This is a genomic window from Ancylobacter mangrovi, from assembly GCF_024752335.1.
GTDB classification, from domain to species: Bacteria; Pseudomonadota; Alphaproteobacteria; order Rhizobiales; family Xanthobacteraceae; genus Ancylobacter; species Ancylobacter mangrovi.
Window position 1 is genome coordinate 350,465 of the sequence record NZ_JANTHY010000006.1, and the last position, 22,423, is coordinate 372,887.

Annotated in this window: 17 protein-coding genes and 1 tRNA gene; 10 read left to right on the plus strand and 8 right to left on the minus strand. The window is 69.0% G+C overall.

Annotation, left to right across the window (positions count from 1 at the left end; genetic code table 11):
- Positions 1-89: 89 nt before the first annotated feature.
- A complete protein-coding gene (locus NVS83_RS17040) occupies positions 90-1,430 on the plus strand; it encodes a lytic murein transglycosylase (protein WP_258740367.1) in 1,341 nt (446 codons plus the stop codon).
- A 96-nt stretch (positions 1,431-1,526) separates the two neighbouring features.
- Positions 1,527-2,918 carry an SGNH/GDSL hydrolase family protein gene (locus NVS83_RS17045; protein WP_258740368.1) on the plus strand — a complete coding sequence of 464 codons (1,392 nt, stop codon included), beginning with the start codon at positions 1,527-1,529 and terminating at the stop codon, positions 2,916-2,918.
- A 25-nt stretch (positions 2,919-2,943) separates the two neighbouring features.
- Here the strand turns inward: NVS83_RS17045 and NVS83_RS17050 are convergent, their stop codons facing one another.
- A complete protein-coding gene (locus NVS83_RS17050) occupies positions 2,944-3,840 on the minus strand; it encodes an arylamine N-acetyltransferase family protein (RefSeq protein WP_258740369.1) in 897 nt (298 codons plus the stop codon).
- A gap of 203 nt (positions 3,841-4,043) precedes the next feature.
- On the opposite strand from NVS83_RS17050, the gene NVS83_RS17055 reads away from it, so the two are divergent.
- Together NVS83_RS17055 and NVS83_RS17060 are read left to right on the plus strand one after the other, a co-directional pair.
- Positions 4,044-4,514: a hypothetical protein gene (locus NVS83_RS17055; protein ID WP_258740370.1), complete on the plus strand. Its 471-nt coding sequence runs from the start codon at positions 4,044-4,046 to the stop codon at positions 4,512-4,514.
- A complete protein-coding gene (locus tag NVS83_RS17060) occupies positions 4,511-5,869 on the plus strand; it encodes a GAF domain-containing protein (protein WP_258740371.1) in 1,359 nt (452 codons plus the stop codon). Before NVS83_RS17055 ends, NVS83_RS17060 begins: the two co-directional genes overlap by 4 nt.
- Before the next feature lie 45 nt (positions 5,870-5,914).
- Here the strand turns inward: NVS83_RS17060 and NVS83_RS17065 are convergent, their stop codons facing one another.
- Both NVS83_RS17065 and gltB read right to left on the minus strand, forming a co-directional pair.
- A complete protein-coding gene (locus tag NVS83_RS17065) occupies positions 5,915-7,339 on the minus strand; it encodes a glutamate synthase subunit beta (protein ID WP_258740372.1) in 1,425 nt (474 codons plus the stop codon).
- Positions 7,340-7,591: 252 nt separating this feature from the next.
- Entirely contained in the window at positions 7,592-12,322 is a 4,731-nt protein-coding gene (gene gltB / locus NVS83_RS17070; protein WP_258740373.1) for a glutamate synthase large subunit, read from the minus strand.
- Positions 12,323-12,755: 433 nt separating this feature from the next.
- On the opposite strand from gltB, the gene NVS83_RS17075 reads away from it, so the two are divergent.
- The gene (locus NVS83_RS17075; protein WP_258740374.1) at positions 12,756-13,700 is read left to right on the plus strand and encodes a hypothetical protein; all 945 of its coding nucleotides are present in this window, start codon (positions 12,756-12,758) and stop codon (positions 13,698-13,700) included.
- Between the two features lie 117 nt (positions 13,701-13,817).
- Here the strand turns inward: NVS83_RS17075 and NVS83_RS17080 are convergent, their stop codons facing one another.
- Complete coding sequence (locus tag NVS83_RS17080; protein WP_258734484.1) at positions 13,818-14,300, minus strand: Hsp20 family protein; 483 nt, start codon at positions 14,298-14,300, stop codon at positions 13,818-13,820.
- 333 nt (positions 14,301-14,633) lie between these two features.
- Between NVS83_RS17080 and NVS83_RS17085 the strand changes: the two genes are divergently transcribed.
- Both NVS83_RS17085 and NVS83_RS17090 read left to right on the plus strand, forming a co-directional pair.
- The gene (locus NVS83_RS17085) at positions 14,634-14,957 is read left to right on the plus strand and encodes a hypothetical protein (protein ID WP_258740375.1); all 324 of its coding nucleotides are present in this window, start codon (positions 14,634-14,636) and stop codon (positions 14,955-14,957) included.
- A 105-nt stretch (positions 14,958-15,062) separates the two neighbouring features.
- Positions 15,063-16,004, plus strand: coding sequence for an alpha/beta fold hydrolase (locus NVS83_RS17090; protein WP_258734482.1), 942 nt, complete (start codon positions 15,063-15,065; stop codon positions 16,002-16,004).
- A 40-nt stretch (positions 16,005-16,044) separates the two neighbouring features.
- Here NVS83_RS17090 and hisN read toward each other — a convergent pair whose 3' ends face one another.
- Both hisN and NVS83_RS17100 read right to left on the minus strand, forming a co-directional pair.
- Positions 16,045-16,830, minus strand: a complete 786-nt coding sequence (hisN, locus tag NVS83_RS17095; protein WP_258740376.1) for a histidinol-phosphatase — start codon at positions 16,828-16,830, stop codon at positions 16,045-16,047.
- 1,771 nt (positions 16,831-18,601) lie between these two features.
- The gene (locus tag NVS83_RS17100; protein WP_258740377.1) at positions 18,602-19,489 is read right to left on the minus strand and encodes an N-formylglutamate amidohydrolase; all 888 of its coding nucleotides are present in this window, start codon (positions 19,487-19,489) and stop codon (positions 18,602-18,604) included.
- Between the two features lie 293 nt (positions 19,490-19,782).
- On the opposite strand from NVS83_RS17100, the gene cpdR reads away from it, so the two are divergent.
- Together cpdR and NVS83_RS17110 are read left to right on the plus strand one after the other, a co-directional pair.
- Positions 19,783-20,142, plus strand: a complete 360-nt coding sequence (cpdR, locus tag NVS83_RS17105) for a cell cycle two-component system response regulator CpdR (RefSeq protein ID WP_258734479.1) — start codon at positions 19,783-19,785, stop codon at positions 20,140-20,142.
- A gap of 140 nt (positions 20,143-20,282) precedes the next feature.
- Positions 20,283-20,357 (plus strand) — tRNA-Val (locus NVS83_RS17110).
- A gap of 55 nt (positions 20,358-20,412) precedes the next feature.
- Here NVS83_RS17110 and NVS83_RS23475 read toward each other — a convergent pair.
- Positions 20,413-20,736, minus strand: coding sequence for a tyrosine-type recombinase/integrase (locus tag NVS83_RS23475; protein WP_309486212.1), 324 nt, complete (start codon positions 20,734-20,736; stop codon positions 20,413-20,415).
- A gap of 60 nt (positions 20,737-20,796) precedes the next feature.
- Here NVS83_RS23475 and NVS83_RS17120 point away from each other — a divergent pair, with 60 nt between their 5' ends.
- Positions 20,797-20,958 carry a hypothetical protein gene (locus NVS83_RS17120; protein ID WP_258740379.1) on the plus strand — a complete coding sequence of 54 codons (162 nt, stop codon included), beginning with the start codon at positions 20,797-20,799 and terminating at the stop codon, positions 20,956-20,958.
- 124 nt (positions 20,959-21,082) lie between these two features.
- Here the strand turns inward: NVS83_RS17120 and NVS83_RS17125 are convergent, their stop codons facing one another.
- Positions 21,083-22,408 (minus strand): hypothetical protein, encoded by a 1,326-nt coding sequence (locus tag NVS83_RS17125; protein WP_258740380.1) that lies wholly within the window; start codon positions 22,406-22,408, stop codon positions 21,083-21,085.
- Positions 22,409-22,423: the final 15 nt, after the last annotated feature.

The window sequence follows — 22,423 nt, forward strand, 5'->3', positions numbered from 1 at the left end:
GCGTTAGGGTATGCGTTATGAGTTTTAGCCCGCTTCATGGCCGGCGCCCGGCCGGCGGTTCTGCTGCCGGTACGATGCTGGCCGGTTCAATGCTCCTCTGTCTGGGTCTCGCCGGCTGTGCGTCGCCCGACGACATTACCGGTTCGCTGACGGATTCCTCGCCGATGGCGGTGCGCACCGCGGCCGCCTCGCCGGCGCCGCGCGCGGCGCCGCCGCCGGCCTCGCACGCGTCGTCCTCCCAGGCTTCCGCGCCCGCCGCGACGCATCCGGCGATGACGCCGGCCGCGCTCGCGCGCGACGAGCGCAATTTCAGCGCCTGCATCGCCGCCCTGGAACCCCGGGCGCGGGCGAAGGGCGTGTCGGCGGCGGGCTTCCGCCGCTACACGGCCGGGCTGAAGCCCGACATGGACATCATGAAGAAGCTGGAGACCCAGCCGGAATTCTCCCGCACCGCCGGCGACTATGTCGACATGCTGGTGTCCGAGACCCGCATCCGCAAGGGCCGCGAGGCGATGGCCGCGCACGCCCAGGTGTTCGACGCGGTGGGCCGCACCTATGGCGTCGACCCCTATGTGGTGGCGGCGATCTGGGGCATCGAGACCAATTACGGCGGCGCGCGCGGTTCCTATCCGGTGATCGAGGCGACGGGCACGCTCGCCTGCGTCGGCCGCCGCAAGGCCTATTTCCGGGATGAGTTCATCGCCGCGCTGCGCATCGTCGACCGCGGCGACATTCCCGAGAGCCATCTGAAGGGTTCGTGGGCCGGCGCCTTCGGCCTGACCCAGTTCATGCCGACCGCGTTCCAGCGCGACGCGGTGGACTTCGACGGCGACGGGCACCGCAACGTGGTCGATTCCGTCGCCGACGCCATGGGCTCCACCGCGCACAAGCTGAAGCGCGGCGGCTGGCGCCCGGGCATGAGCTGGGGCTACGAGGTCGTGCTGCCGCGCAGCTTCGACTACATGCTGGCCGACAAGCACCGGCGCAAGACCATGCGCGAATGGTGGGCGCTCGGCGTGCGGCGGCCCGAGGGGCGGCCGATGCCGAATGCGAGCGAGACCGCCTATCTGCTGCTGCCGGCGGGCGCCAAGGGGCCGGCCTTCCTGATGACCGACAATTTCAAGGCCATCCTCAGCTACAACCCTTCCGACTCCTACGCGCTGGCGATCGGCCATCTGGCGGACCGGATCCGCGGCGGCGACGGCTTCGTGCAGCCCTGGCCGGACGACATGCGCGCGCTCTCGCGCACCGAGCGCACGGAGCTTCAGCAGCGCCTCGCCTCGCGCGGCTATGATGTCGGCCCGGCCGACGGCGTGCTCGGCTCGAGCACGCGCAGCGCGGTGCGCGAGTATCAGGTGCGGGTCGGCATGCTGCCCGACGGCATGGCCACCGGCGAGGTGCTCGACAGCCTGCGCTCGGGCGGCACCTGAGCGCGGCCCGCGGCCGGCACTCCGGCCGAGAGGACTTGAAACGGCCGCGATAATGGTCCACCGCTTCAGCCCGGAACGGGCATCGGAAGGCGCACCATGGCGAGACGGCCGGACAGGCGAGGGGTGAGGCTGGGCGTGTGGGCGCTGGCTCTGGCCGGTGCGCTGCTGGCCGGCCCTGCCTTCGACGGCCCGGTGCCCGCCCGCGCGCAGAGCGACTGGTTCCGCCCGCCGGGCAATGTCGGGAACCAGCCGGCGCGCCAGCAGCAGCGCCAGCCCGCGCGCCAGCGCCAGCAGCTTCCCCCGCCGCCGCGCCAGAAGAAGGTCTGGTCGCCGTTCCAGCCGCTGATCGACCTGTTCAGCCCCTCGACCCCGCGCACCGCCGCGCCGAGCCAGCCGCGCTACGTGCCCTCGGCCCCGGCGCAGCAGCGCGCCGCCCCGGCGATCGAGCAGCCCTCCGAGCCGCGCGGCCAGGTCTACGCCTCCGCCGACGAGGCGCGGAAGGATTCCGACACGTTTTCGCAGTTCGTGCTGGTGATGGGCGACGAATACGCCGACCCGCTGGCGCAGGGCCTCGCCGACGCCTTCGCCTCCGATCGCGAGACGGTGGCGGTGGTCGGCAAGACCGAGAAGGGCTCCGGCCTCGGGCCGCAGAGCGGCTTCGACTGGGCCGGCTCGGCGCGCCAGATCGCCACCGCCTCGCAGGCCAATATCGTGGTCGTGTTCGCCGGCATGAACGACCTCAAGCCGATCGACGATCCCGCCGGGCGGGCCGAGGTGCTCGACGAGCGCTGGCAGAACATCTATGGCCGCCGGCTCGACGAGTTCCTGCTCGGCCTCAAGCTCTATGGCCGGCCGGTGGTGATGGTCGGGCTGCCGCCGGTCGAGGACGGGCCGCTCAACGAGCGCGTGACCAAGCTCAACGCCCTCATCAAGGAGCATGTCGAGCGCGCCGGCCTGATCTATGCCGACGTGACGGACGGCTTCGTCGACGAGGATGGCAAGTTCATGATGTCGGGCCCCGATGTCGACGGCCAGCGCCGGCGCCTGCGCGATTCCGACGGCGTGGGCTTCACCCGCGCGGGCGGGCGCAAGCTCGCCTTCTTCGTCGACAAGGAGCTCGACCACCTGCTGGTCGATCCCGCCGATCCGGCCGCTGCCGCGCTCAGCGCCGCCGCGGCGCGGCCCTCCATCATCCTGCTCACCGGCGGCACCTCGGCGGGCGCGCGTGTGCTGGCCGGCGCGCCGGGTACGACGCCGGCCGCGACCCCCGCCGCGGACGAGGGCGAGCCGGAGCCGGCACGGGTGCTGGTCAGCGGTGCGGCGCTGCCCTCGGTGACCGGGCGCACCGACGATTTCCGCTGGCCGGCCGGTTCGCCGACGCAGCCGGCGGCCGCCGTACCCTCGGCGGCCGGGACGAGCACGGCGGCGCCTTCCAGCGGGGCTCCCGCGAGCGCGGCTCCCGCCCCGGCGCCGGCCGCGACGCCCTGAGCGGCCTTCCGCGCATCGGAAAGCGTCAGGCGGCCAACCAGTCGCGCTCGGTTTCGACCACGCGGGCCCAGACCGCCTCGGGCTCGGGCACCTCGATCTGGAACACCTCGCGCAGCAGCCGGGCGAATTCGCGCGCATCGGTGATCGGGCGTTCCTCCACGCCGGCATCGGTCACGATGCGCCGCGTGTGATTGAAGATGGCCTCGGTGCGGCCGGGCGCGTGACGCTGTACCACCAGATTGCGCACGAAGGGCGAGCCGGCGTCGCGCGTCAGCACAGCATGGGCCGCGGCGAGCGCCGCCTCGTCGCGATGGCCGGGCCGGAAGTCGAAGCTCGGCGCCGCGCCGTGCCGGTGGTTGTGGAAGCGCAGCCAGCCGCCGTCGGCCTCGGCGATGGCGAAGGCGCGGCCGTATTGTTCGATGGCGCCTGGCCGCATCGGGACCGGCGCGAGGATGGCGTCGCCGAGGCCAACCTCGGCGAGCCAGGGCTGGTCGAGGTCGACGCGCAGGGTGAGGTGATTGCCGACCGCCATGTCGCCCATCTCGGCGCGGCGCACCCCCGCGCACAGGCGCGTCACCTTGTAGCCGAGCGCGGCGAGCGCGGCGCCGAACAGGCCGTTCATCTCGTAGCACCAGCCCCCGCGCCGGCCGTCCACCATCTTGGCGAAGGTCGCGCGCGGGTGGGGATCGACCGGCCAGCCCATGAAGGCGTCGATCGCCTCCCAGGTGAAGCTGGTGACATGGGCGTGGTGCAGCGCGACGAGCGTGGGAAGGTCGGCCGCGCGGGGCCGGCCGAGGCCGATGCGGGCCAGATAGGCGTCGAGCTCGCGCGGGGTGAGACGGAACGGCTCGGCCGGGATGTCGCGCGGGACAAGGCTGTGATTGCCGGGCGCGAGGGTCTGCACGGGGCTGAAGGTGTCCATGGTGGCTCTCGAAAAGCGCGTCGCCATCCGCCCGCCCGGGTGAGGGCGGAGAGGGCTACGTCGTGTTGCGGATGGCGCGGGGATAGGGCGGGCGAGGGGCTGGCGCTTCCTAAATTCATGCTAATGGCCCGGGCACCTTTCCTAAGAGTGTCCTAATCTGGCGTGGCCGCGCGGGGAGCGGATCGCAGGGCGGAGGCGGGGGCATGATCGACGAGCAGATCGCCGGCTTCATCGAGGGCGCCGTGATGACGATCCTCGCCTCGCGCGATGCGCGGATGCGGGCGGCGATCGGGCGCGCGGTCGGCACCCGGCGGGCCGGGCCGTCGCTGTTCGAGACGCTGGTCTCGCGGGTGCAATGGCCGGAGCTGACCGGCAATCTGGTGCCGGGCGCGCCGCTCGCTCTCACCTTCGCGGGGCTGGAGGATTACCGCTGCTACCAGGTCAAGTCCGTGGTGCTGGAGGTGGGGGCCGCCGACGAGGACGACCGGCGCCGCGCCGCGAGCTACGTGGCGGAGATGACGCGGCGCCTCGCCGGGGTGGGCGTCGCCGCGCGGCCCGCCGGGGCGTGGCTGTGCGAGATTGATCTCCAGCGCGTGCGCTACCGCCCGCTGGCGGTCTATGACCAGACGCCGGGCATCCATGCCGGCCGCCGGCTCGGCGAGCCCGTGCCATGACGGTGCGGCTCGCCGATCTTCGTGCCTGCTTCGAGGGCGTCATTCCCTCCATCGTCGCCACGGTGGACGGCGAGGGGATGCCCAACGTCTCCTATCTCTCGCAGGTCCATTTCGTCGATGACGCGCATGTGGCGCTGACGAACCAGTTCTTCTCCAAGACGGCGGCCAATATCGCGCTGCGCTGCGCGGCGACGCTGATGGTGGTCGACGGGCGCAGCGGCGACCAGTTCCTCATCGACATCGCGCCGGTGCGGCGGGAGAGCGCCGGCCCGCTGTTCGAGCGCATGTCGATCCAGCTCGCCGCGACCAGCGGGCATGGCGGCTGGGGCGAGGTGATGAAGCTGCGCTCGGCGGACATCTACCGCGTCGAGGCGATCCGCGCCGTACCCTCTCCGGGCGTGGCGGCGGCGCCGGCCGATCCGGCGGGGCGGGTGAATCTGGAGGCAGTCGCGCGGCTGGCCGCCGCCATCGGCGCCGAGCCCGACGCCGGGGCGATGCTGGACCGGGCGCTGGAGGGGCTCGCCACCGATCTCGGCATCCGCCATTCCATGGTGCTAGTGCCGGCCGGGGAGGGGCGCCGGCTCGTCACCCTCGCCAGCCGGGGCTATCCGGCGCGCGGGGTCGGCTCGGAGGTGACGCTCGGCGAGGGGGTGATCGGCCTCGTCGACGAGCGGCGGGTGCCGGTGCGTATCAGCGACATGAGCCGCGGCCGGCGCTACGCCGCCGCTGCCGGGGCGGGGCCGGCGGGTTCGGAGCGGGAGATCGCGCTGCCGGGCCTCGCGGCTCCGCAGAGCCAGATCGCGGTGCCGCTGGTGGCCCAGGGGCGGCTGACGGGGGTGCTGTTCGCCGAATCGCCGGAGCGCTTCGCCTTCTGCCACGAGCATGAGGCGGCGCTGAGCCTGATCGCAATGCCGCTGGCGGCGGGGCTGCGGATGAACGCGCTGGGGGCCGGGGAGGCCACGGGTGCTGCGACGCCCGAGGCGGCGACGGAGCACGCGCCGCTGCCGGCGGGGGCGACGCTCACCGGGGGCGTGCCGTTCCTTGTTCGCCACCACCGCTTCGACGACGCGGTGTTCATCGGCGGCGACTATCTCATCCGCGGCGTCGCCGGACGCCTCGTCATGCTGATGCTGCGCGACTATCTCGCCACCGGCCGGACCGAGTTCGCCAACCAGCAGATCCGCCGCGCGCCCGAGCTGCGCCTGCCGGACCTCAAGGACAATCTGGAGACGCGGCTGCTGCTGCTCCGGCGCCGGCTGGAGGAGAAGGACGCGCCGCTGCGCATCCACCCCGCCGGGCGCGGGCGGGTGCGGCTGGAGCTCGAGGGGACGCCGCTGGTCGAGAGCGTGCCGTGACGGCCCCGCCCCCGGCGTTGCGGACTCTTCAGCAGGGCAGGGCCCTCAGCGCGGCAGAACCGACGTGCCCATGAGGTAGGTGTCGATCGACTGCGCCGCTTGGCGCCCCTCGCGGATCGCCCACACCACCAGCGACTGGCCGCGGCGCATGTCGCCGGCGGCGAACAGCTTCGGCACGGTGGTGGCGTAGTCGCCGTCGCCGGCCTGCACGTTGCCGCGCCGGTCGAGCGAGAGGCCGGCATGCGAGAGCATGCCCTCGTGCAGCGGGTGCACGAAGCCGAGCGCGATGAAGACGAGGTCGGCGCGGATGCTGAACTCGGTGCCCTCGATCGGCAGGCGCTTCAGGTCGACGCGCGCGCACTTCACGCCGGTGACGCGGCCCTTCTTGCCCTCGATGCCGAGCGTGGCGGCGGCGAATTCGCGCTCGGCGCCCTCGGCCTGCGAGGAGGAGGTGCGGAACTTGGTCGGCCAGTAGGGCCACACCGCCAGCTTGTCCTCCTTCAGCGGCGGGACCGGGCGGATGTCGAGCTGGTGCACGGACAGCGCGCCCTGGCGGAAGGCGGTGCCGACGCAGTCCGAGGCGGTGTCGCCGCCGCCGATGACCACCACATGCTTGCCGGCGGCGAGGATCGGCTGCTCGTTGCTGACGTCCTCGCGGCCGAGGCGGCGGTTCTGCTGCACGAGGTAGGGCATGGCGTAGTGCACGCCTTCCAGCTCCTGGCCGGGAAGCTCGGGATTGCGCGGGGCTTCCGAGCCGCCGCACATCAGCACCGCGTCGTGGTTCTCGAGCATCTCGTCGAGCGGCACGGTCACGCCGACATTGGCGCCGTAGTGGAAGGTCACGCCCTCCGCTTCCATCTGCGCCACGCGCCGGTCGATGTAGTGCTTCTCCATCTTGAAGTCGGGAATGCCGTAGCGCAGCAGGCCGCCGGCCTTGGGCTCGCGCTCATAGACATGCACGTCGTGCCCGACGCGGGCGAGCTGCTGGGCGGCGGCAAGGCCCGCCGGGCCGGAGCCGACCACGGCGACCTTCTTGCCCGTCCGGTGGGCGGAGACCTCGGGCTTGATCCAGCCGGCCTTCCACGCCTTGTCGGCGATGGCCTGCTCGACGGTCTTGATGGTGACCGGTACGTCCTCGAGATTCAGCGTGCACGCCTCCTCGCAGGGCGCGGGGCAGATGCGGCCGGTGAATTCGGGGAAATTGTTGGTGGAGTGGAGGTTGCGCGTCGCCTCCTCCCAGTTCCCGTTATAGACGAGGTCGTTCCAGTCCGGGATCTGGTTGTGGATCGGGCAGCCGTTCGGCCCGTGGCAGAACGGAATGCCGCAATCCATGCAGCGCGAGGCCTGGTTGGCGACCTCGGCGTCCGGCAACGGCAGGGTGAACTCACGAAAGTGGCGAATGCGGTCTGACGCCGGCTGATACTTAGCCTCGCGGCGATCGATCTCGAGGAAACCCGTAACCTTACCCATTGCGCCCTCTTTCGCGGAGCACCACCACCTTGGAGGCATTCCACCTCCGGTGCCAGATACATCAATCATGCCAGTTGGGAAATGACGGCGCGGCACACAGCCGCGCCAAAATACAGCGTTTCCGCCATCCGCGTTCCGGAGCCGGAGGCGATCCCGCCAGCGGGACGCCTCCGTGCCCTTCCCGATGCCGTCCCGAAGGCCGGCCTGCCGGTGAACCCGGCGATGCGGCGGAAACCGGGCCGCAGGACGGGCCTATTCGGCCGCCTGCAGGCCCCGCATTTTCTCCATCTCGCGCAGCGCGCGCTGATACTCGACCGGCATCACCTTCACGAACATGCCGCGATATTCGGCCCAGTTGTCGAGGATCGTCTGGGCGCGCTTCGAGCCGGTGTAGTGCAGGTGCTTGGCGATGAGCTGGTGGAGACGCTCCTCGTCGTGATGGCCCATGTCGGCCATGACGTCGATGCGACCCTTGAACTCCAGATCGCCGCCATGGTGGTGGAGGCGCTCCAGCAGGTCCTCCTCCTCCTCGACCGGCTCCAGGTCGACCATGGAGAGGTTGCAGCGGTTCTTGAAGCTGTGGTCCTCGTCCAGAACATAGGCGACGCCGCCCGACATGCCGGCCGCGAAGTTGCGCCCGGTCTGGCCGATGACGACCACCACGCCGCCGGTCATGTACTCGCAGCCATGGTCGCCCGTGCCCTCGACCACCGCGATGGCGCCCGAGTTGCGCACGGCGAAGCGCTCGCCGGCGACGCCGTGGAAGTAGCACTCGCCCGAGGTGGCACCGTAGAGCACCGTGTTGCCGACGATGATCGAGTTCTCCGGCACGATGCCGGCATTGTCCGCCGGGCGCACCACGATGCGACCGCCCGACAGGCCCTTGCCGACATAGTCGTTGGCCTCGCCCACCAGCGTCATGGAGACGCCCGCCGCGAGGAACGCACCGAAGGCCTGGCCGGCGGTGCCGGACAGGTGGATGTCGATCGTGTCGTCCGGCAGCCCGGCCTCGCCGTGGCGCTTGGCGACCTCGCCGGAGAGCATCGCGCCGACCGAGCGGTTGATGCTCTTGATGCCGGTCTCGATCTTCACCGGGTCGCCATGCTCGAGCGCGGGCATCGCCTTCTCGATCAGCGTGCGGTCGAGCACGTGGTGGATCGGGTGGTTCTGCCGCTCGGTGTGATAGATCGCGACTTCCGGCCCGACCTCGGGCTTCGCGAAGATGCGGGTGAAGTCGAGCCCCTTGGCCTTCCAGTGCTCGATCGCCTCGCGCTGGTCGAGCCATTCGGAATGGCCGATCATCTCGTTGAAGCTGCGCACTCCCAGCGCCGCCATGAACTCGCGCACTTCCTCGGCGACGAAGAAGAAGTAGTTGATGACGTGCTCGGGCGTGCCCTTGAAGCGCTTGCGCAGCACCGGGTCCTGGGTGGCGACGCCGACCGGGCAGGTGTTGAGGTGGCACTTGCGCATCATGATGCAGCCAGCCGCGATCAGCGGCGCGGTGGAGAAGGCGAAGTCGTCCGCCCCCAGCATCGCCCCGATCACCACGTCGCGCCCGGTGCGCAGGCCGCCGTCCACCTGCAGGGCGATGCGCCCGCGCAGGTTGTTCATGGTCAGCGTCTGGTGCGCCTCGGCGAGGCCGATCTCCCAGGGGCTGCCCGCGTGCTTGATGGCGGTGAGCGGGGAAGCGCCGGTGCCGCCCTCGAAGCCGGAGACGGTGATGTGGTCGGCGCGCGCCTTGGCGACGCCGGCCGCGACCGTGCCCACGCCCACTTCCGACACCAGCTTCACCGAGATGTCGGCTTCGGGGTTGACGTTCTTCAGGTCGTAGATGAGCTGCGCCAGGTCCTCGATCGAGTAGATGTCGTGGTGCGGGGGCGGGGAGATGAGGCCCACGCCCGGGGTCGAATGGCGCACCTTGGCGATCACCGCGTCGACCTTGTGGCCGGGGAGCTGGCCGCCTTCGCCGGGCTTGGCACCCTGCGCCATCTTGATCTGGATCATGTCGGCGTTGACGAGGTACTCCGCCGTGACGCCGAAGCGTCCGGAGGCCACCTGCTTGATCGCCGAGCGCATGCTGTCGCCGTTGGGCAGCGGCCTGAAGCGGGTCGATTCCTCGCCGCCCTCGCCGGTGTTGGACTTGCCGCCGATGCGGTTCATCGCGATGGCGAGGGTGGTGTGCGCCTCGCGCGAGATGGAGCCGAACGACATGGCGCCGGTGACGAAGCGCTTGACGATCTCCGCCGCCGACTCGACCTCCTCCAGCGGCACCGGCGCGTGGCCGATCTCCTCCGCGTTGCGGATGCGGAACAGCGAGCGGATGTTGAGCGTCTTGGCGCCGGCCTCGTTCACCAGCTTGGCGAAGTGGCGGTACTTGTCCTGCGCGTTGCCGCGCACCGCGTGCTGCAGCACGGCGACCGTCTCCGGGTCCCAGGCATGCTCCTCGCCGCGCAGGCGGAAGGCGTAGTCGCCGCCGACGTCGAGCGAGCTGCGGTAGATCGGCGCGTCGCCGAAGGCCACGCGGTGGCGCATCGCGGTCTCTTCCGCGATCTCGGCGAAGCCGACGCCGCCGATGGAGGACGCCGTGCCCGAGAAGTACTTCTCGACCAGCTCGTCCGACAGGCCGACCGCGTCGAAGATCTGCGCGCCGCAATAGGACTGGTAGGTCGAGATGCCCATCTTGGACATGACCTTGAGCAGGCCCTTGTCGATCGACTTGATGTAGCGCTTGACGATCTCGTACTCGTCCACCTCCTCGGGAATGTCGACGCGCATGTCGATCATGGTCTCGAAGGCGAGGTAGGGGTTGATCGCCTCGGCGCCGTAGCCGGCGAGGCACGCGAAATGGTGCACCTCGCGCGCCTCGCCCGTCTCCACGACGAGGCCGACCGAGGTGCGCAGGCCCTTGCGGATCAGGTGATGGTGCACGGCCGCGGTGGCCAGCAGCGAGGGAATCGGGATGCGGTCCGGCCCAACCAGGCGGTCGGACAGGATGATGATGTTGTAGCCGCCATGGACCGCCGCCTCGGCGCGCTCGCACAGCCGCTCGACCGCGTCCTCCATGCCCGCCGCGCCCTTGTCGACGGTGTAGGTGATGTCGAGCGTGCGGGTGTCGAACCGCTCCTCCATGAAGCCGATCGAGCGGATCTTCTCGAGGTCGGCATTGGTGAGGATCGGCTGGCGCACCTCGAGCCGCTTGCGGCGCGAATTGCCCTCGAGGTCGAAGATGTTCGGGCGCGGGCCGATGAACGAGACGAGGCTCATCACCAGCTCCTCGCGGATCGGGTCGATCGGCGGGTTGGTGACCTGCGCGAAGTTCTGCTTGAAATAGGTGAAGAGCGACTTCGACTTCTTCGACAGCGGCGAGATCGGCGTGTCGGAGCCCATGGAGCCGACCGCCTCCTGCCCGGTGGTCGCCATCGGCGCCATCAGCAGCTTGAGGTCCTCCTGAGTGTAGCCGAAGGCCTGCTGGCGATCGAGCAGGGTCACGTCGGTGCGCACCTCGCGCGCCTCGACGGTGCGCAGGTCCTCCAGCACGAGCTGGGTGCGCTTCAGCCACTCCTTGTAGGGATGCGCGCGCGCGAGGCCGGTCTTCACCTCCTCGTCCGGCACGAGACGGCCCTCGACCATGTCGACGAGCAGCATGCGGCCGGGCTGCAGGCGCCACTTGGTGACGATCTGGTCCTCGGGGAAGGTGAGCACGCCCATCTCGGAGGCGAGCACGATCCGGTCGTCCGTGGTCACGAGGTAGCGCGCGGGACGCAGGCCGTTGCGGTCGAGCGTGGCGACGATCTGGCGCCCGTCGGTGGCGACGATCGCGGCCGGCCCGTCCCACGGCTCCATCATGGCGGCGTGGTACTCGTAGAAGGCGCGGCGCTCCTCGTCCATCAGCGGGTTGCCGGCCCACGCCTCGGGTACGAGCATCATCGCCGCATGCGGCAGCTCGTAGCCGCCCTGCATCAGGAATTCGAGCGCGTTGTCGAAGCAGGCGGTGTCGGACTGGCCCTCATAGGAGATCGGCCAGAGCTTGGAGATGTCGTTGCCGAACAGCTCGGAATCGACGGAGGCCTGGCGGGCCGCCATCCAGTTCACATTGCCCCGCAGCGTGTTGATCTCGCCGTTATGGGCGACCATCCGGTAGGGATGGGCGAGCGACCAGGCCGGGAAGGTGTTGGTCGAGAAGCGCTGGTGGACGAGCGCCACGGCGCTTTCGAAATCCGGGTCGTGCAGGTCCGAGTAGTAGGCGCCGAGCTGGTCGGCGTTGAACATGCCCTTGTAGACGATGGTCCGGCAGGACAGCGAGACGACGTAGTAGCCGGCGGTCAGCGGGTCGTGCGCGGCGTAGATCGCGTTCGAGACCACCTTGCGCAGGATGAACAGACGGCGCTCGAAGTCGTCCTCATTGGTGGTCGCCTCGCCGCGGCCGATGAAGATCTGCAGGTGCCGGGGCTCAGTCGGCAGCACGGTGTGGCCGAGCGAGGTGTTGTCGGTCGGCACGTCGCGCCAGCCGAGCAGGACCTGGCCTTCTTCGGCCACCACGCGCTCCATTGTGGAGCGGATGATCTCCTGCCCCTCGGCATCGTGCGGCATGAACAGGTGGCCGACCGCGTAATGGCCGGGCTCGGGCAGCTCGAAGCCGAGCTTCGCCGCTTCCTTGGCGAAGAAGCGGTGCGGGATCTGCACCAGCATGCCCGCGCCGTCGCCCGCGCGCGGGTCCGCGCCCACGGCGCCGCGGTGCTCGAGATTCAAGAGGATCTGCAGCCCGTCCTGCACGATCTGGTGCGACTTGCGGCCCTTGATGTCGGCGATGAAGCCGACGCCGCACGAATCCTTCTCGTTGCGCGGATCGTACAGACCGCGCGCGGCCGGCAGGCCCGGATCGATGTGCGGAATGGCTTTGGCGTCGGCGCGATCCGTCGCGGCCGGACGAACCGTGGCCTCGCCGTTCATGCGCGCGGCAGCGCCGCCCATTTCCTCACTCATCCCCGTACTCCCTTAGGGTCGCTTGCCGGCGTGCCGGACCCTCGTCCGCCTTCGCGCGGCCTTGACCCGCGAAGCATGCACGCCGTCGTCGAACTTGGCTAGCATCGACCGAGCCGTGCCTTGCACAGCGTCAGCCTATCGAAATTATAGGACAGCATGACTGCCCTATCAATCGCGAAGATGCCAGAATTGGCGCTCGCGCACAAGCGTCGCGCGCCTGTCGCCGATTGCGAATCTGCATTCTTCTTGCGGCGCCGGCGTCCGGCGCGCAACGAAAGGTAAGGCGCCTGCAACATTGGCGCAACGGAGTTGCCCGATGCTGGGGACGCGTCGGGCGCGGCGGAGCGGGCGCGCGCGAGGTGACGCATGGTCGTGAGCGTGCCGCATTCGCGCGTTCCAATACGCCGCTCTTAAGCTATTTCCGGAGGCTTCCATGGCGAAGCGGTCCGCCTCGCGATCCGTCATTCCCGTCCTCGTCGCGCCGCTTATCGCCGGCGCGGCCGTGGCCGCTGTGGCGACGCCGGCCGAGGCGCAGGTCTATTTCCGTCCCTATGCGCGCGTGTGGTCCGGGCCGATCTACGGTCCCCCGCCGGGCTATTACTATGGCCCGCCCCCGGCCTACGGCCCGCCGCCGCCCGCCTATGACAACCCGGAGACGATGCCGCCGGCCGATGTCGAGCCGATGCTGCGCTCGATGGGCATGCGCGCCGTCGGGCGGGTTCGCGTGGACGGCAACACCTATGTGGTCGACGCCACCGATCCCGGCGGCTCGCGCGTGCGCCTGACCATCAATGCCTTCACGGCCGGCATCATCCAGGTGCGGCCCATCGGCCGGCCGGTCGGCCGGTCAAGCGGCGGTCCGGCGGTGGCGGCGACGCCCCCGGTGGCGCGCCCGGTCCTGCCGCAGGTCGGTCCCGTGCCGCCGGAGAAGCCGCCGGAATTCGCCGCGCTGACGCCGCCGGCGGCGGGTCCGGCCGGCACCGCGCCCGCGGGCGCCGCGCCTGTCGAGGCCGCCCCCGTCGGGGCTTCGCCGGCCGACGTGCCGAAGGATGACGGTTCCGCCGCTGCCAAACCGGAAGATGCCAAGCCCGCGGAAGCCGCGCCGGCTGGCGATGCCGCCAATGCGCCCGGGAAGGCTGATTCGCCGCGGCCCGCCGATGCCAAGCCTGCGGCGCCGGCATCTTCGCAGACCGCGGTGCGGGTCATTCCCGGCATTGCTGTTCCGCCCGGCACCGAGCCGACGCCGGCCGCCTCGGCGACCGCGCCGAAGACCGGCAGCGGCACCGGCACCAGCGCGGCGGGCGCCAATACGGCGGCCGGCACCGCCTCGGTCATCGCCCGCGACACGGTGGAGCCGACCCCGGCCGCCGCGCCTTAGCCGCCGGGCCCGCGCGGTCGGATGTGACCGCGCCCCCGCGGCCGAACAAAAAGCGCCCCGGTTTCCCGGGGCGCCTCGTTTTCGTTCCGCGCGGGTGCCGTCAGGCCGCGGCAATCGTCACGCCGCGACCTTGCCCTCGCTCGGCTTGGCCTCGAGGACGCGCGTGGCGCCGCCGCTCACCGCGATCGGAATGCTGCGGGGCTTCATCGCCTCCGGGATCTCGCGTACGAGATCGACATGCAGCAGGCCGTTCTGCAGCGTGGCCCCACGAACTTCGACATGGTCGGCGAGCTGGAAGCGGCGCTCGAAGGCGCGCGCGGCGATGCCCTGATAGAGCACCTCGCCGGACTTGCCGGCGCCGTCGACCTTGCGGTCGCCGCGGATGGAGAGGGTGCTCTCCTTGACCTCGATGTCGAGGTCCTGATCGGTGAAACCCGCCACCGCTACGGTGATGCGATAGGCATTTTCACCGGTCCGCTCGATATTGTAGGGCGGATAGGTGGTGCCGCTTTCGACATTGCCGACCTGGTCGAGCATCGAAAAAAGACGGTCGAAGCCGACGGTCGAACGGTGGAGGGGGGTAAAATCAAACGTACGCATGGCATATCCTCACTTCAAGCGACATGCAGTTTGGAGGTCCTCTCAACTGAGCCGGACCCGGTTTGCGTACCGCCTTCTGGCCGGTACGAATGGGAGATAGGAAGCGCCCGGCGCCGCGCAAGAGGCGCGCATGCGGCGACGGACGGCGGAAGATGAACGGGCGATGAACGCCCGGCTCGGCGCGCGTTCAGTGCCGTGGGGCTAGGAAAAGGCTGCGGGAAAAGGCGGTAGCTGGCTCCCCCAGGCGGGGGAGGGGAGGTCGTGGAGGTGTCGACGCATCGTATTGCGTCCTTATTGGGATATTGGCGCAGGGTATGGCCAGGTTTCGGGGCCATGGCCGGCGCCGCGCTGTGCCTGCTCGTGGTTGCCGGAAGCGGGACCGCGTTCGCCCAGCGGATGAGCCCGCCTCCCGGCCCCTTCGCGCCCTATGACGCCCCGCCCGCGCGCGGCAGCGGGCCCGGCGTCGACGGCGAGGGGGCGGCGCGCATGCTGCGGGCACGCGGCTTCACCAATGTCTCGGTGATCCGGCGGCGCGGCCCGACCATCCTGCTCGAGGCCAACGGCCCGCGCGGCGAGCGCGTTCAGGTGGTGGTCGACAGCACCTCCGGCGCCATCAGCGGCATGAAGGTGATCGGCTACGGCGACAAGCGCTATTGAGCCGCCGGGCGGCCTGCCGGGCCGGCGGCGCCTTGTGGCGCCCACGCACTGCGGTATAAGCCGCCTCCACCGTTCCCGCTTATAACGAGAAGCCCGCAACCCGCCATGTTCCTCTATGCCACCATGGACAATCCCGTGCCCGAGGGTGCGGTGTGCGGCGGCGTGACGACGCAGGACGGCGTGCAGCTCCGCTTCGCGCGCTGGCGGCCGGCGAGCGTGAAGCACGGCACTGTGTGCCTGTTTCCCGGCCGCACCGAGAAGATCGAGAAGTATTTCGAGACGGTGCGCGACCTGACGCGGCGGGGCTTCGCCGTCGCGGCGATGGACTGGCGCGGGCAGGGCGGCTCGCAGCGCCTGCTGCGCAACCCGATGAAGGGCCATGTCGGCTCGTTCGACGAGTACCAGAACGATCTGCAGGCCTTCATGCGCCAGATCGTGCTGCCCGACTGCCCGCCGCCCTATTTCGCGCTCGCCCATTCCATGGGCTCGGCGATCCTGCTCGACGCGGCCCGGCACGGGCGGCGCTGGTTCGACCGGATGATGCTGGTCGCACCTATGCTCGACCTGTCGCTGCTGAAGCACGACGTGGCGGCGCGGCGCATGGCGCGGCTCTGCGCGGGCGTGGGCATGTCGAGCTTCTACGTGCCGCGCGGGCGCAAGGTGCGGCTCGACGAGGTGCATTTCGAGGGCAACCGCCTCACCTCGGACCCGATGCGCTTCGCCCGCAACCTCACCATCACCATGGAACAGCCCGGCCTCGATGTCGGCCCGCCGACCATCGGCTGGGTGCGGGCGGCGTTCCAGCTCATGGACACGCTGACCGACCCGGCGACCGCGCGGAAGATCCGCCAGCCGCTGCTGATGGTGGCGGCGGGGGCGGACAGCATCGTCTCGACGCCGGCCATCGAGCATCTGGGCACGCGGCTGATCGCCGGCGCTCATCTGGTGATTCCCGGCGCGCGGCACGAACTGCTGCAGGAGCGCGACGTCTATCGCGAGCCGCTCTTCGCCGCCTTCGATGCCTTCATTCCCGGCAGTGGTGGCTGATCCGGGCGGCTGATCCGGGCGACCTGTTCAGGCGTCTCGTTCAGGCGTTCTGCAGCACCTTGAGCGCGGCCTCGTGCACGCGCCTGTCGCCGGCGACGACGACGCGGCCGGAAGAGAGGTCGCTCTCGCCTTCCCAGCTCGTGACGACACCGCCCGCGCCTTCGATGATCGGCACAAGAGGCAGGATGTCGTAGGGCTTGAGGTTTGTCTCGACCACGAGGTCGACATGGCCGGCGGCGACCATGCAATAGGCGTAGCAGTCGCCGCCATAGCGCGGAAGGCGCACGCGGCGCTCCACCTCGACATAGCGGGCGCGGTCGGCCTCGTTCATCAGCAGCGGGCTGGTGGTGAGCATGATCGCTTCCTCGAGCCCCGCGCAGGCACGCACGGCGAGGCGCCGCTCGCCCGCCGGCCCGCGATAGCGCGCGCTCGCGCCGTCGCCGTAGAAGCGCTCGCGGATGAAGGGCTGGTGCATCATGCCGTAGCAGGGCCGGCCCTCGCGGCACAGGCCGATTAGCGTGCCCCAGGCCGGCAGGCCGGCGATGAAGGACTTGGTGCCGTCGATCGGGTCGAGGATCCAGACGAAGTCGGCGTCCGGGCTGTCGTCCGGGAATTCCTCGCCGCGCACGCCGTGCGAGGGGAAGGTGCGGCGGATCAGCGTGCGCATTGCCTGCTCGGCGGCGCGGTCGGCGGCGGTGACAGGATCGAAAGCCGTGCCGCGGCTCTTGTCCTCCACCCCGAGCGCGGTGCGGAAAAACGGCAGGATGGCCTGCCCCGAGACATTGGCCAGCTCGTGCACGAAGCTCTCGAAGTCCACCGCACTCATGTCAACGCTCCGGTCGATTTCACATCGCGGCCCCGTCCCGGCGACGCGGAGCTGGGCCGGCCAAGCCATATCGGGCGGCGCCGGGCTCGGCAACGACGGCGTGGAGATAAGGGGAGGGGAAGGCGACGCGGGACGTGGCGAAGGGCGCATAATGAGGGACGCTCCTCAATTTCGCCGTATCGGCCACCCATCTCTCCCTGCGTCGCGTCCCGCGTGGCGCGCATGGCTGCTATTCCAGCAAGACCAAGGATTAGGCACTGACTCCCATTGCTATCGGGAAGTGAAGCTGCCATATTATTGCAGCGCGGCAGGGCGATTGGCGTTGCCCTCCCGCTGCCCTCCTTGGGCGTTTCCTCCCTAGACTTGGGCCGCTCCGGCAACGTGAGCGGCCCCTTTCTTTTTTGGCACCCCGCTGGAAAGTCAGGGTTTTTCGCCTGCGCTCTTTCGGACGCGCGGAACGGGGCGGCGTAGGCATGCCGGCGAAGTGCCCCAAGGTCAGCTCAAGGCCGATTCATTTCTGCTGTGCTCGGCTCCGGATGCGCGCACCGGGCGCGAATTGATTTATTCGCGCCTCTCATTCCGCCGTCTGGTTTCGCTTCTTTCGTTTCTCAGCTTGCCTTTTGTGCGTTGCACAGCTATACATATCGCACTGCGGAAGCTTGATTGGCGTCTCGCTTCCGTATGCCCTCCTTGGGCGTTTCCTCCCTAGACTTGGGCCGCTCCCGCTTTGCGCGAGCGGCCTCTTTCTTTTCGGGCCATGGCGTCCGTGCAGTGGGGAGGCGCCGCCGCCGGCGACGCGTCGAGCAATCTCCAGAAACGTGGCCTGATACCGTCTGCTCGCGCAGTCTCGCCTGGGCGCGTCCCGGCCGATCCGTGGCGAGTCGGCGCTGCCAGCTCATTTAGGGTGGTACATTCGCTCGATGAGGCATGCGCGAGGAGAATGGGTGACCTACGCGTGACGGGAGACGCTTCGCTCAAGGGGCGAGCGGCTCAACCACCGCCCGCCATCGGCCAACTGCGCCGGCTTCGATCGCCGATCCGCCAAGGCACGCCTCAGCTCAGGGCTATTGCGCTCGGCAGAACCCGGGCGCAGTGGCGTCCGCTCCCGCGAGATCCCGCGCAAACGGCTTAAAAGCAAGCGGTTCCGGCCGCAAGCCGCGGCGCAGATACGAATCGATGAAGGGAAGGGGGCGGATAAGGGGAACGCACCTGGCGCCATGTCCTCGACCCCATGGCGCCGGGGTGCCTGCCATCCTCCAGGACGAAGGACGGCAGCCTTTTCGCGGTCAGAAACGCGACATTAAAGTCACACTGCGTCGCTAGGTGTATTTGGTATGCCAGAAAATGACGCGCGTGCCTTGATTATTCCGCAATGCACATACATCTTCCTGTTCGTACGCAGCGATTGGCGTCGCTTCGTACAGCCCTCCTTGGGCGTTTCCTCCCTAGACTTGGGCCGCTCCCGCTTTGCGCGAGCGGCCTCTTTCTTTTGTGCCGGACCTCAGGATGACCGCGGGCGGTTCATGTCCGCCTTTTCCCGGTTCCCGTTTCGTGGTCCCGACACCCAAGAAGGGCGACTCAGGGTCAGAGGCGCTCGCCCGCTCCGCGTCTTCGCGGTTATGACCTCCAGAGAGGTGGGGAAGCGTCCGCCCGATCCGAGCGTGCAGAATTCGTATAGCCCTCATGCTCAAAATGCAAGGCTGTTATGCCTCATTTTGCATCAGGCAATAAGATTTTTGAAATGATGTCGGCAAAGCGTTGTGCAGCAACGCTATTCGGCAGCGTGGCGGGCCGGCGCGAGCTCGATCTGCGCGATGCGCGAAAGCGCCTGCGCCACATCCAGAAGGTCCTGGCGCAGCGCGTCGAAGCGTTCGGACGCCTGGTAAGTGGGCTCGTCCATGTAGAGCGCGCGGTTGATCTCGATCTGGAGCGCGTGCATGCCCGAGGCGGGGTTGCCGTAATGCTCGGTGATGAAACCGCCGGCATAGGGCTTGTTGCGAACCACCGAATAGCCGCGCCGGCGCAGCTCGGTCTCCATGATGTCGGGCAGCACCGGCGCGCAACTCGTGCCGTAGCGGTCGCCGATGACCATGTCGACGCGCGAGCGCTCGTCCCGATGGCAGCCGGAGGGCATGGAGTGGCAGTCGACCAGCACGGCGACGCCGAATGCGCGCTGCATCTGCACCATGCGCTGGCGCAGTGCCCGGTGATAGGGCTTGTAGAGCGTCTCGATGCGCACGATCGCGTCGTCGATCGGAATGCGCCGCGCATAGATCTCCTGCGCCTCGCCGACGATGCGCGCGATGGTGCCGAGGCCGCCCGAGACCCGCATCGAGCGCGTATTGGCGAAGGCGGGCAGGCGGCCCTCGAACATGCGCGGGTCGAGCTCATAGGGCTCGCGGTTGAGGTCGAGATAGCAGCGCGGGAAATGCGCGCGCATGAACGCCATGCCGGACTGGGTGACATCGCGGAACAGCGCGTCGACCAGCGTGTCCTCCGAGCGCCGCAGCGTCTGCAGCGGCAGGCGCGACTGCTCGACGAAGGCGCGGGGGTAGATCACGCCGCTATGGGGCGAATTGAACAGGAATGGGGCAGAGAGCCTTGCCGGCTCCACGATCTCGAAGGTCGGATCGACCATATCTGCGATGACGGCCATCATTCTGTCAGACCAGCACGAACCCACTCTTGATCCGGCACGTGGGCACGCGCCACGCTCATCCCGCCGTCAATCCCGCCTGTCTAGCATGGCCGCCCCGGTCACGGAACGCCTCAATGCACGGCCGGGCAGGCGAGGTGAACACGTCGCCGAGAGGCGGGCGAGTTGAAGCGGCGCGGTTAAGAATGCCATGATCCCGCCCCGATTCACGATGTGCTAAGAGCACCGGGAGTACCGAAGGGGGAAAGGCGGTGGCCCAGCCCCGCGGATAGCCGAATCAGACCAAGGTGCAAGGGATGCTGAAGATCCTGCTCGCCGAAGACGACAACGACATGCGGCGTTTCCTCGTGAGCGCGCTGCAGAAGGCGGGCTATGAAGTCGTCTCGTTCGACAATGGCCGCTCGGCCTATGACCGGCTCCGCGAGGAGCCGTTCGAACTGCTGCTCACCGACATCGTCATGCCGGAGATGGACGGCATCGAGCTGGCGCGCCGCGCCACCGAGCTCGACCCGGACATCAAGGTGATGTTCATCACCGGCTTCGCCGCCGTGGCGCTGAACGCTGATAGCCAGGCCCCGAAAGACGCCAAGGTGCTTTCGAAGCCCTTCCACCTGCGCGATCTCGTCAACGAGGTCGGCAAGATGCTGGCGGCCTGAGGCCCGAGGCGGGGACAAAGGCTGGGGGCAGCCGCACGCGACCTTCCGGGGTCACTTGCGCGGCATCGGGCTTCTCGATATAGGGGAGCCCCGCCCGACGAGGCCGGCGCCGAAAGGACGGCACTCGCGGGAAACGGAATGGGCGCGTAGCTCAGCGGGAGAGCACTACGTTGACATCGTAGGGGTCACAGGTTCAATCCCTGTCGCGCCCACCATTCCAAATAAACAATACCAGCGCCTTACGGCATCGAAATACTTTTTTCCCGCGGTTCACCTGACCCAGTCGATGCCGCATTCGAGTGACGTCGACGCCTTGTGCAGGCAGCCCGGCGAGAATCGCGCATACGCCTTTCGGGTGATCGCGACGTTCGAATGTCCGAGGAATTGCGCGATTTCTTCCATCGGAACGCCATCCTCGGCCATGTGCACCGCGGCGGCATCGCGCAACATAAGCGGCGGCGACACTTCCCGACGCCTGCCTTCGGCTGATTTCGCCAGAGATCGCTTTACAGATTCGCCGGGAGGCGAGGGCCGACCACCCCTACGAGCGGCGGCCTTTTTCGTGATAGCGTGCCCACATGACAGAACAGGCACTCGCCTACCGGATCATGACCGTGCGCCATAGGGGCGCACCGGGAATGACCGGAGGCAAACATGAACTTCAAGCGCAAGCGTCCCAAGTCGGGCCGCGCCGGGTGTCTGCTGTGTAAACCCTGGAAGCGCCAGGGCACCTGTCTGCACCAGCGCGACAAGTTCTCGGATTGGAAGCGCAAGCAGGCAGCGGATCGCCAGATCAGCGAGTTCCGCTGCCAGTGAAGTGACGCCAAGACGCTAGAGATGGTCGGGGAAATCGCCGTCTTGGCCATGGCGGGCACGGCGGCGGTTTCTACCCACATCCCTTGGTCGATCATGACGGGGATCACGCGCCCCTGATCTACCCTCAGGGCTTCGCGACCTCGAAGATCAGGGCCCAGTTGTCGAGGCGGCGCGTTGTTCCCGCGGCGTCCGTGTAGCGGTCGTCATCGCCCTCGCTGTCGCGCAGATTGCCCCGCGGGCCATATTCGCGGCCGCCCCGTGCGGGGTCACCCGGGCGGCCGAACGCATAGGTCAGCTGACTTCCGCTCGGCACGGGCCGCGCAAAGGAGATGCGCACCTCGTCGGGTGCCACGATGGTCACGCCGGCGATGGCGTCGGGAATGAGCTGCTCGTCCGCCGTCCACAGGTCGAAACCCATATTCGGGGCGGCGGCGACCCATTGCGTGTCGAACGCCAGCGGGCCATGCGGCACCGCAAAACGCAGGCGAACGCCGTCGGCGCTCCAGCTTGCGTTCGCGAGGTCCAGCGCAAGAGGCGGCACGGGCGCGTGCGCCATCCGGGCATGGACCAGCTTCGCCAGGGCGCGGCCGTAATATTTGCCGATCTCCTGATAGGTGAGGTTGGTCGCGTGGATGTCGTCGCGAAAATCACCGATGTAGAGCGGAAGAACGCAGAAGATGTCGGGATTTGAATGCGCGGCGCTCCTTATCGCCAGGGCGATTTCCGGGCGGAACGGCGTTTCGGGTTTCCCCCGGGCGAGATAGGCGAGCTGGCTGGCCGGCTGGTAGGCGAGCAAGGGCGGCGACCATTCCTGCCCGGAGATGCGGCGGGCATCCGCCGTAATCGCTTCGGTGAGCAGGGCCAGCTTGGAGGCGTAGGCGGCGCCCGAGGTGCCGCGCAGCTGGTCGGTCTCCCCATGCGACCAGAGGGTGGCGAGGTAGAGATAGGGGCGCCCCTGCGCGGCAGACAGCGCTTTTCCCGCGCGGATCATCTGCAGCAGCCGGCGGTAGTTGCCCGTGTCCGGCAACAGGCCGACGAGGCGGGCGCCGGCGCGCCCCGCGCTCGAGCCGAGCAGGGTGGCGTCCAGCTGGCCCGGCTCCACCCCCTTCAACCGCGAAAAGGTCCGCACGAACATATCGGCCGCGGCGGCAATGCCAGTCTCCCCGCGGCTGTGATCGTCCGCCTCGACCAGCGGCACCAGCGCATCGAGCTGGACGTGGCCGTCGACCGGCGGTCGGATGCCCTGCGCGAACATGAGGCTGCCGAAGCTCGGCCGGGTCGTCACCGCCGGGGTGCCCAGCACGCCGATCGACAGGCTCTGGCCATAGCCGGATATCTGCCAGATCGGCCGGGAGTCGGCCGCGGCCACACCGATCTGGCAGATCATCAACGCCCAATAAAAGGAGAGCCCCCTCCCGATCAGGGAGAGGGCCCGACGATGGAAGGCCACACTACATGCCTCGGA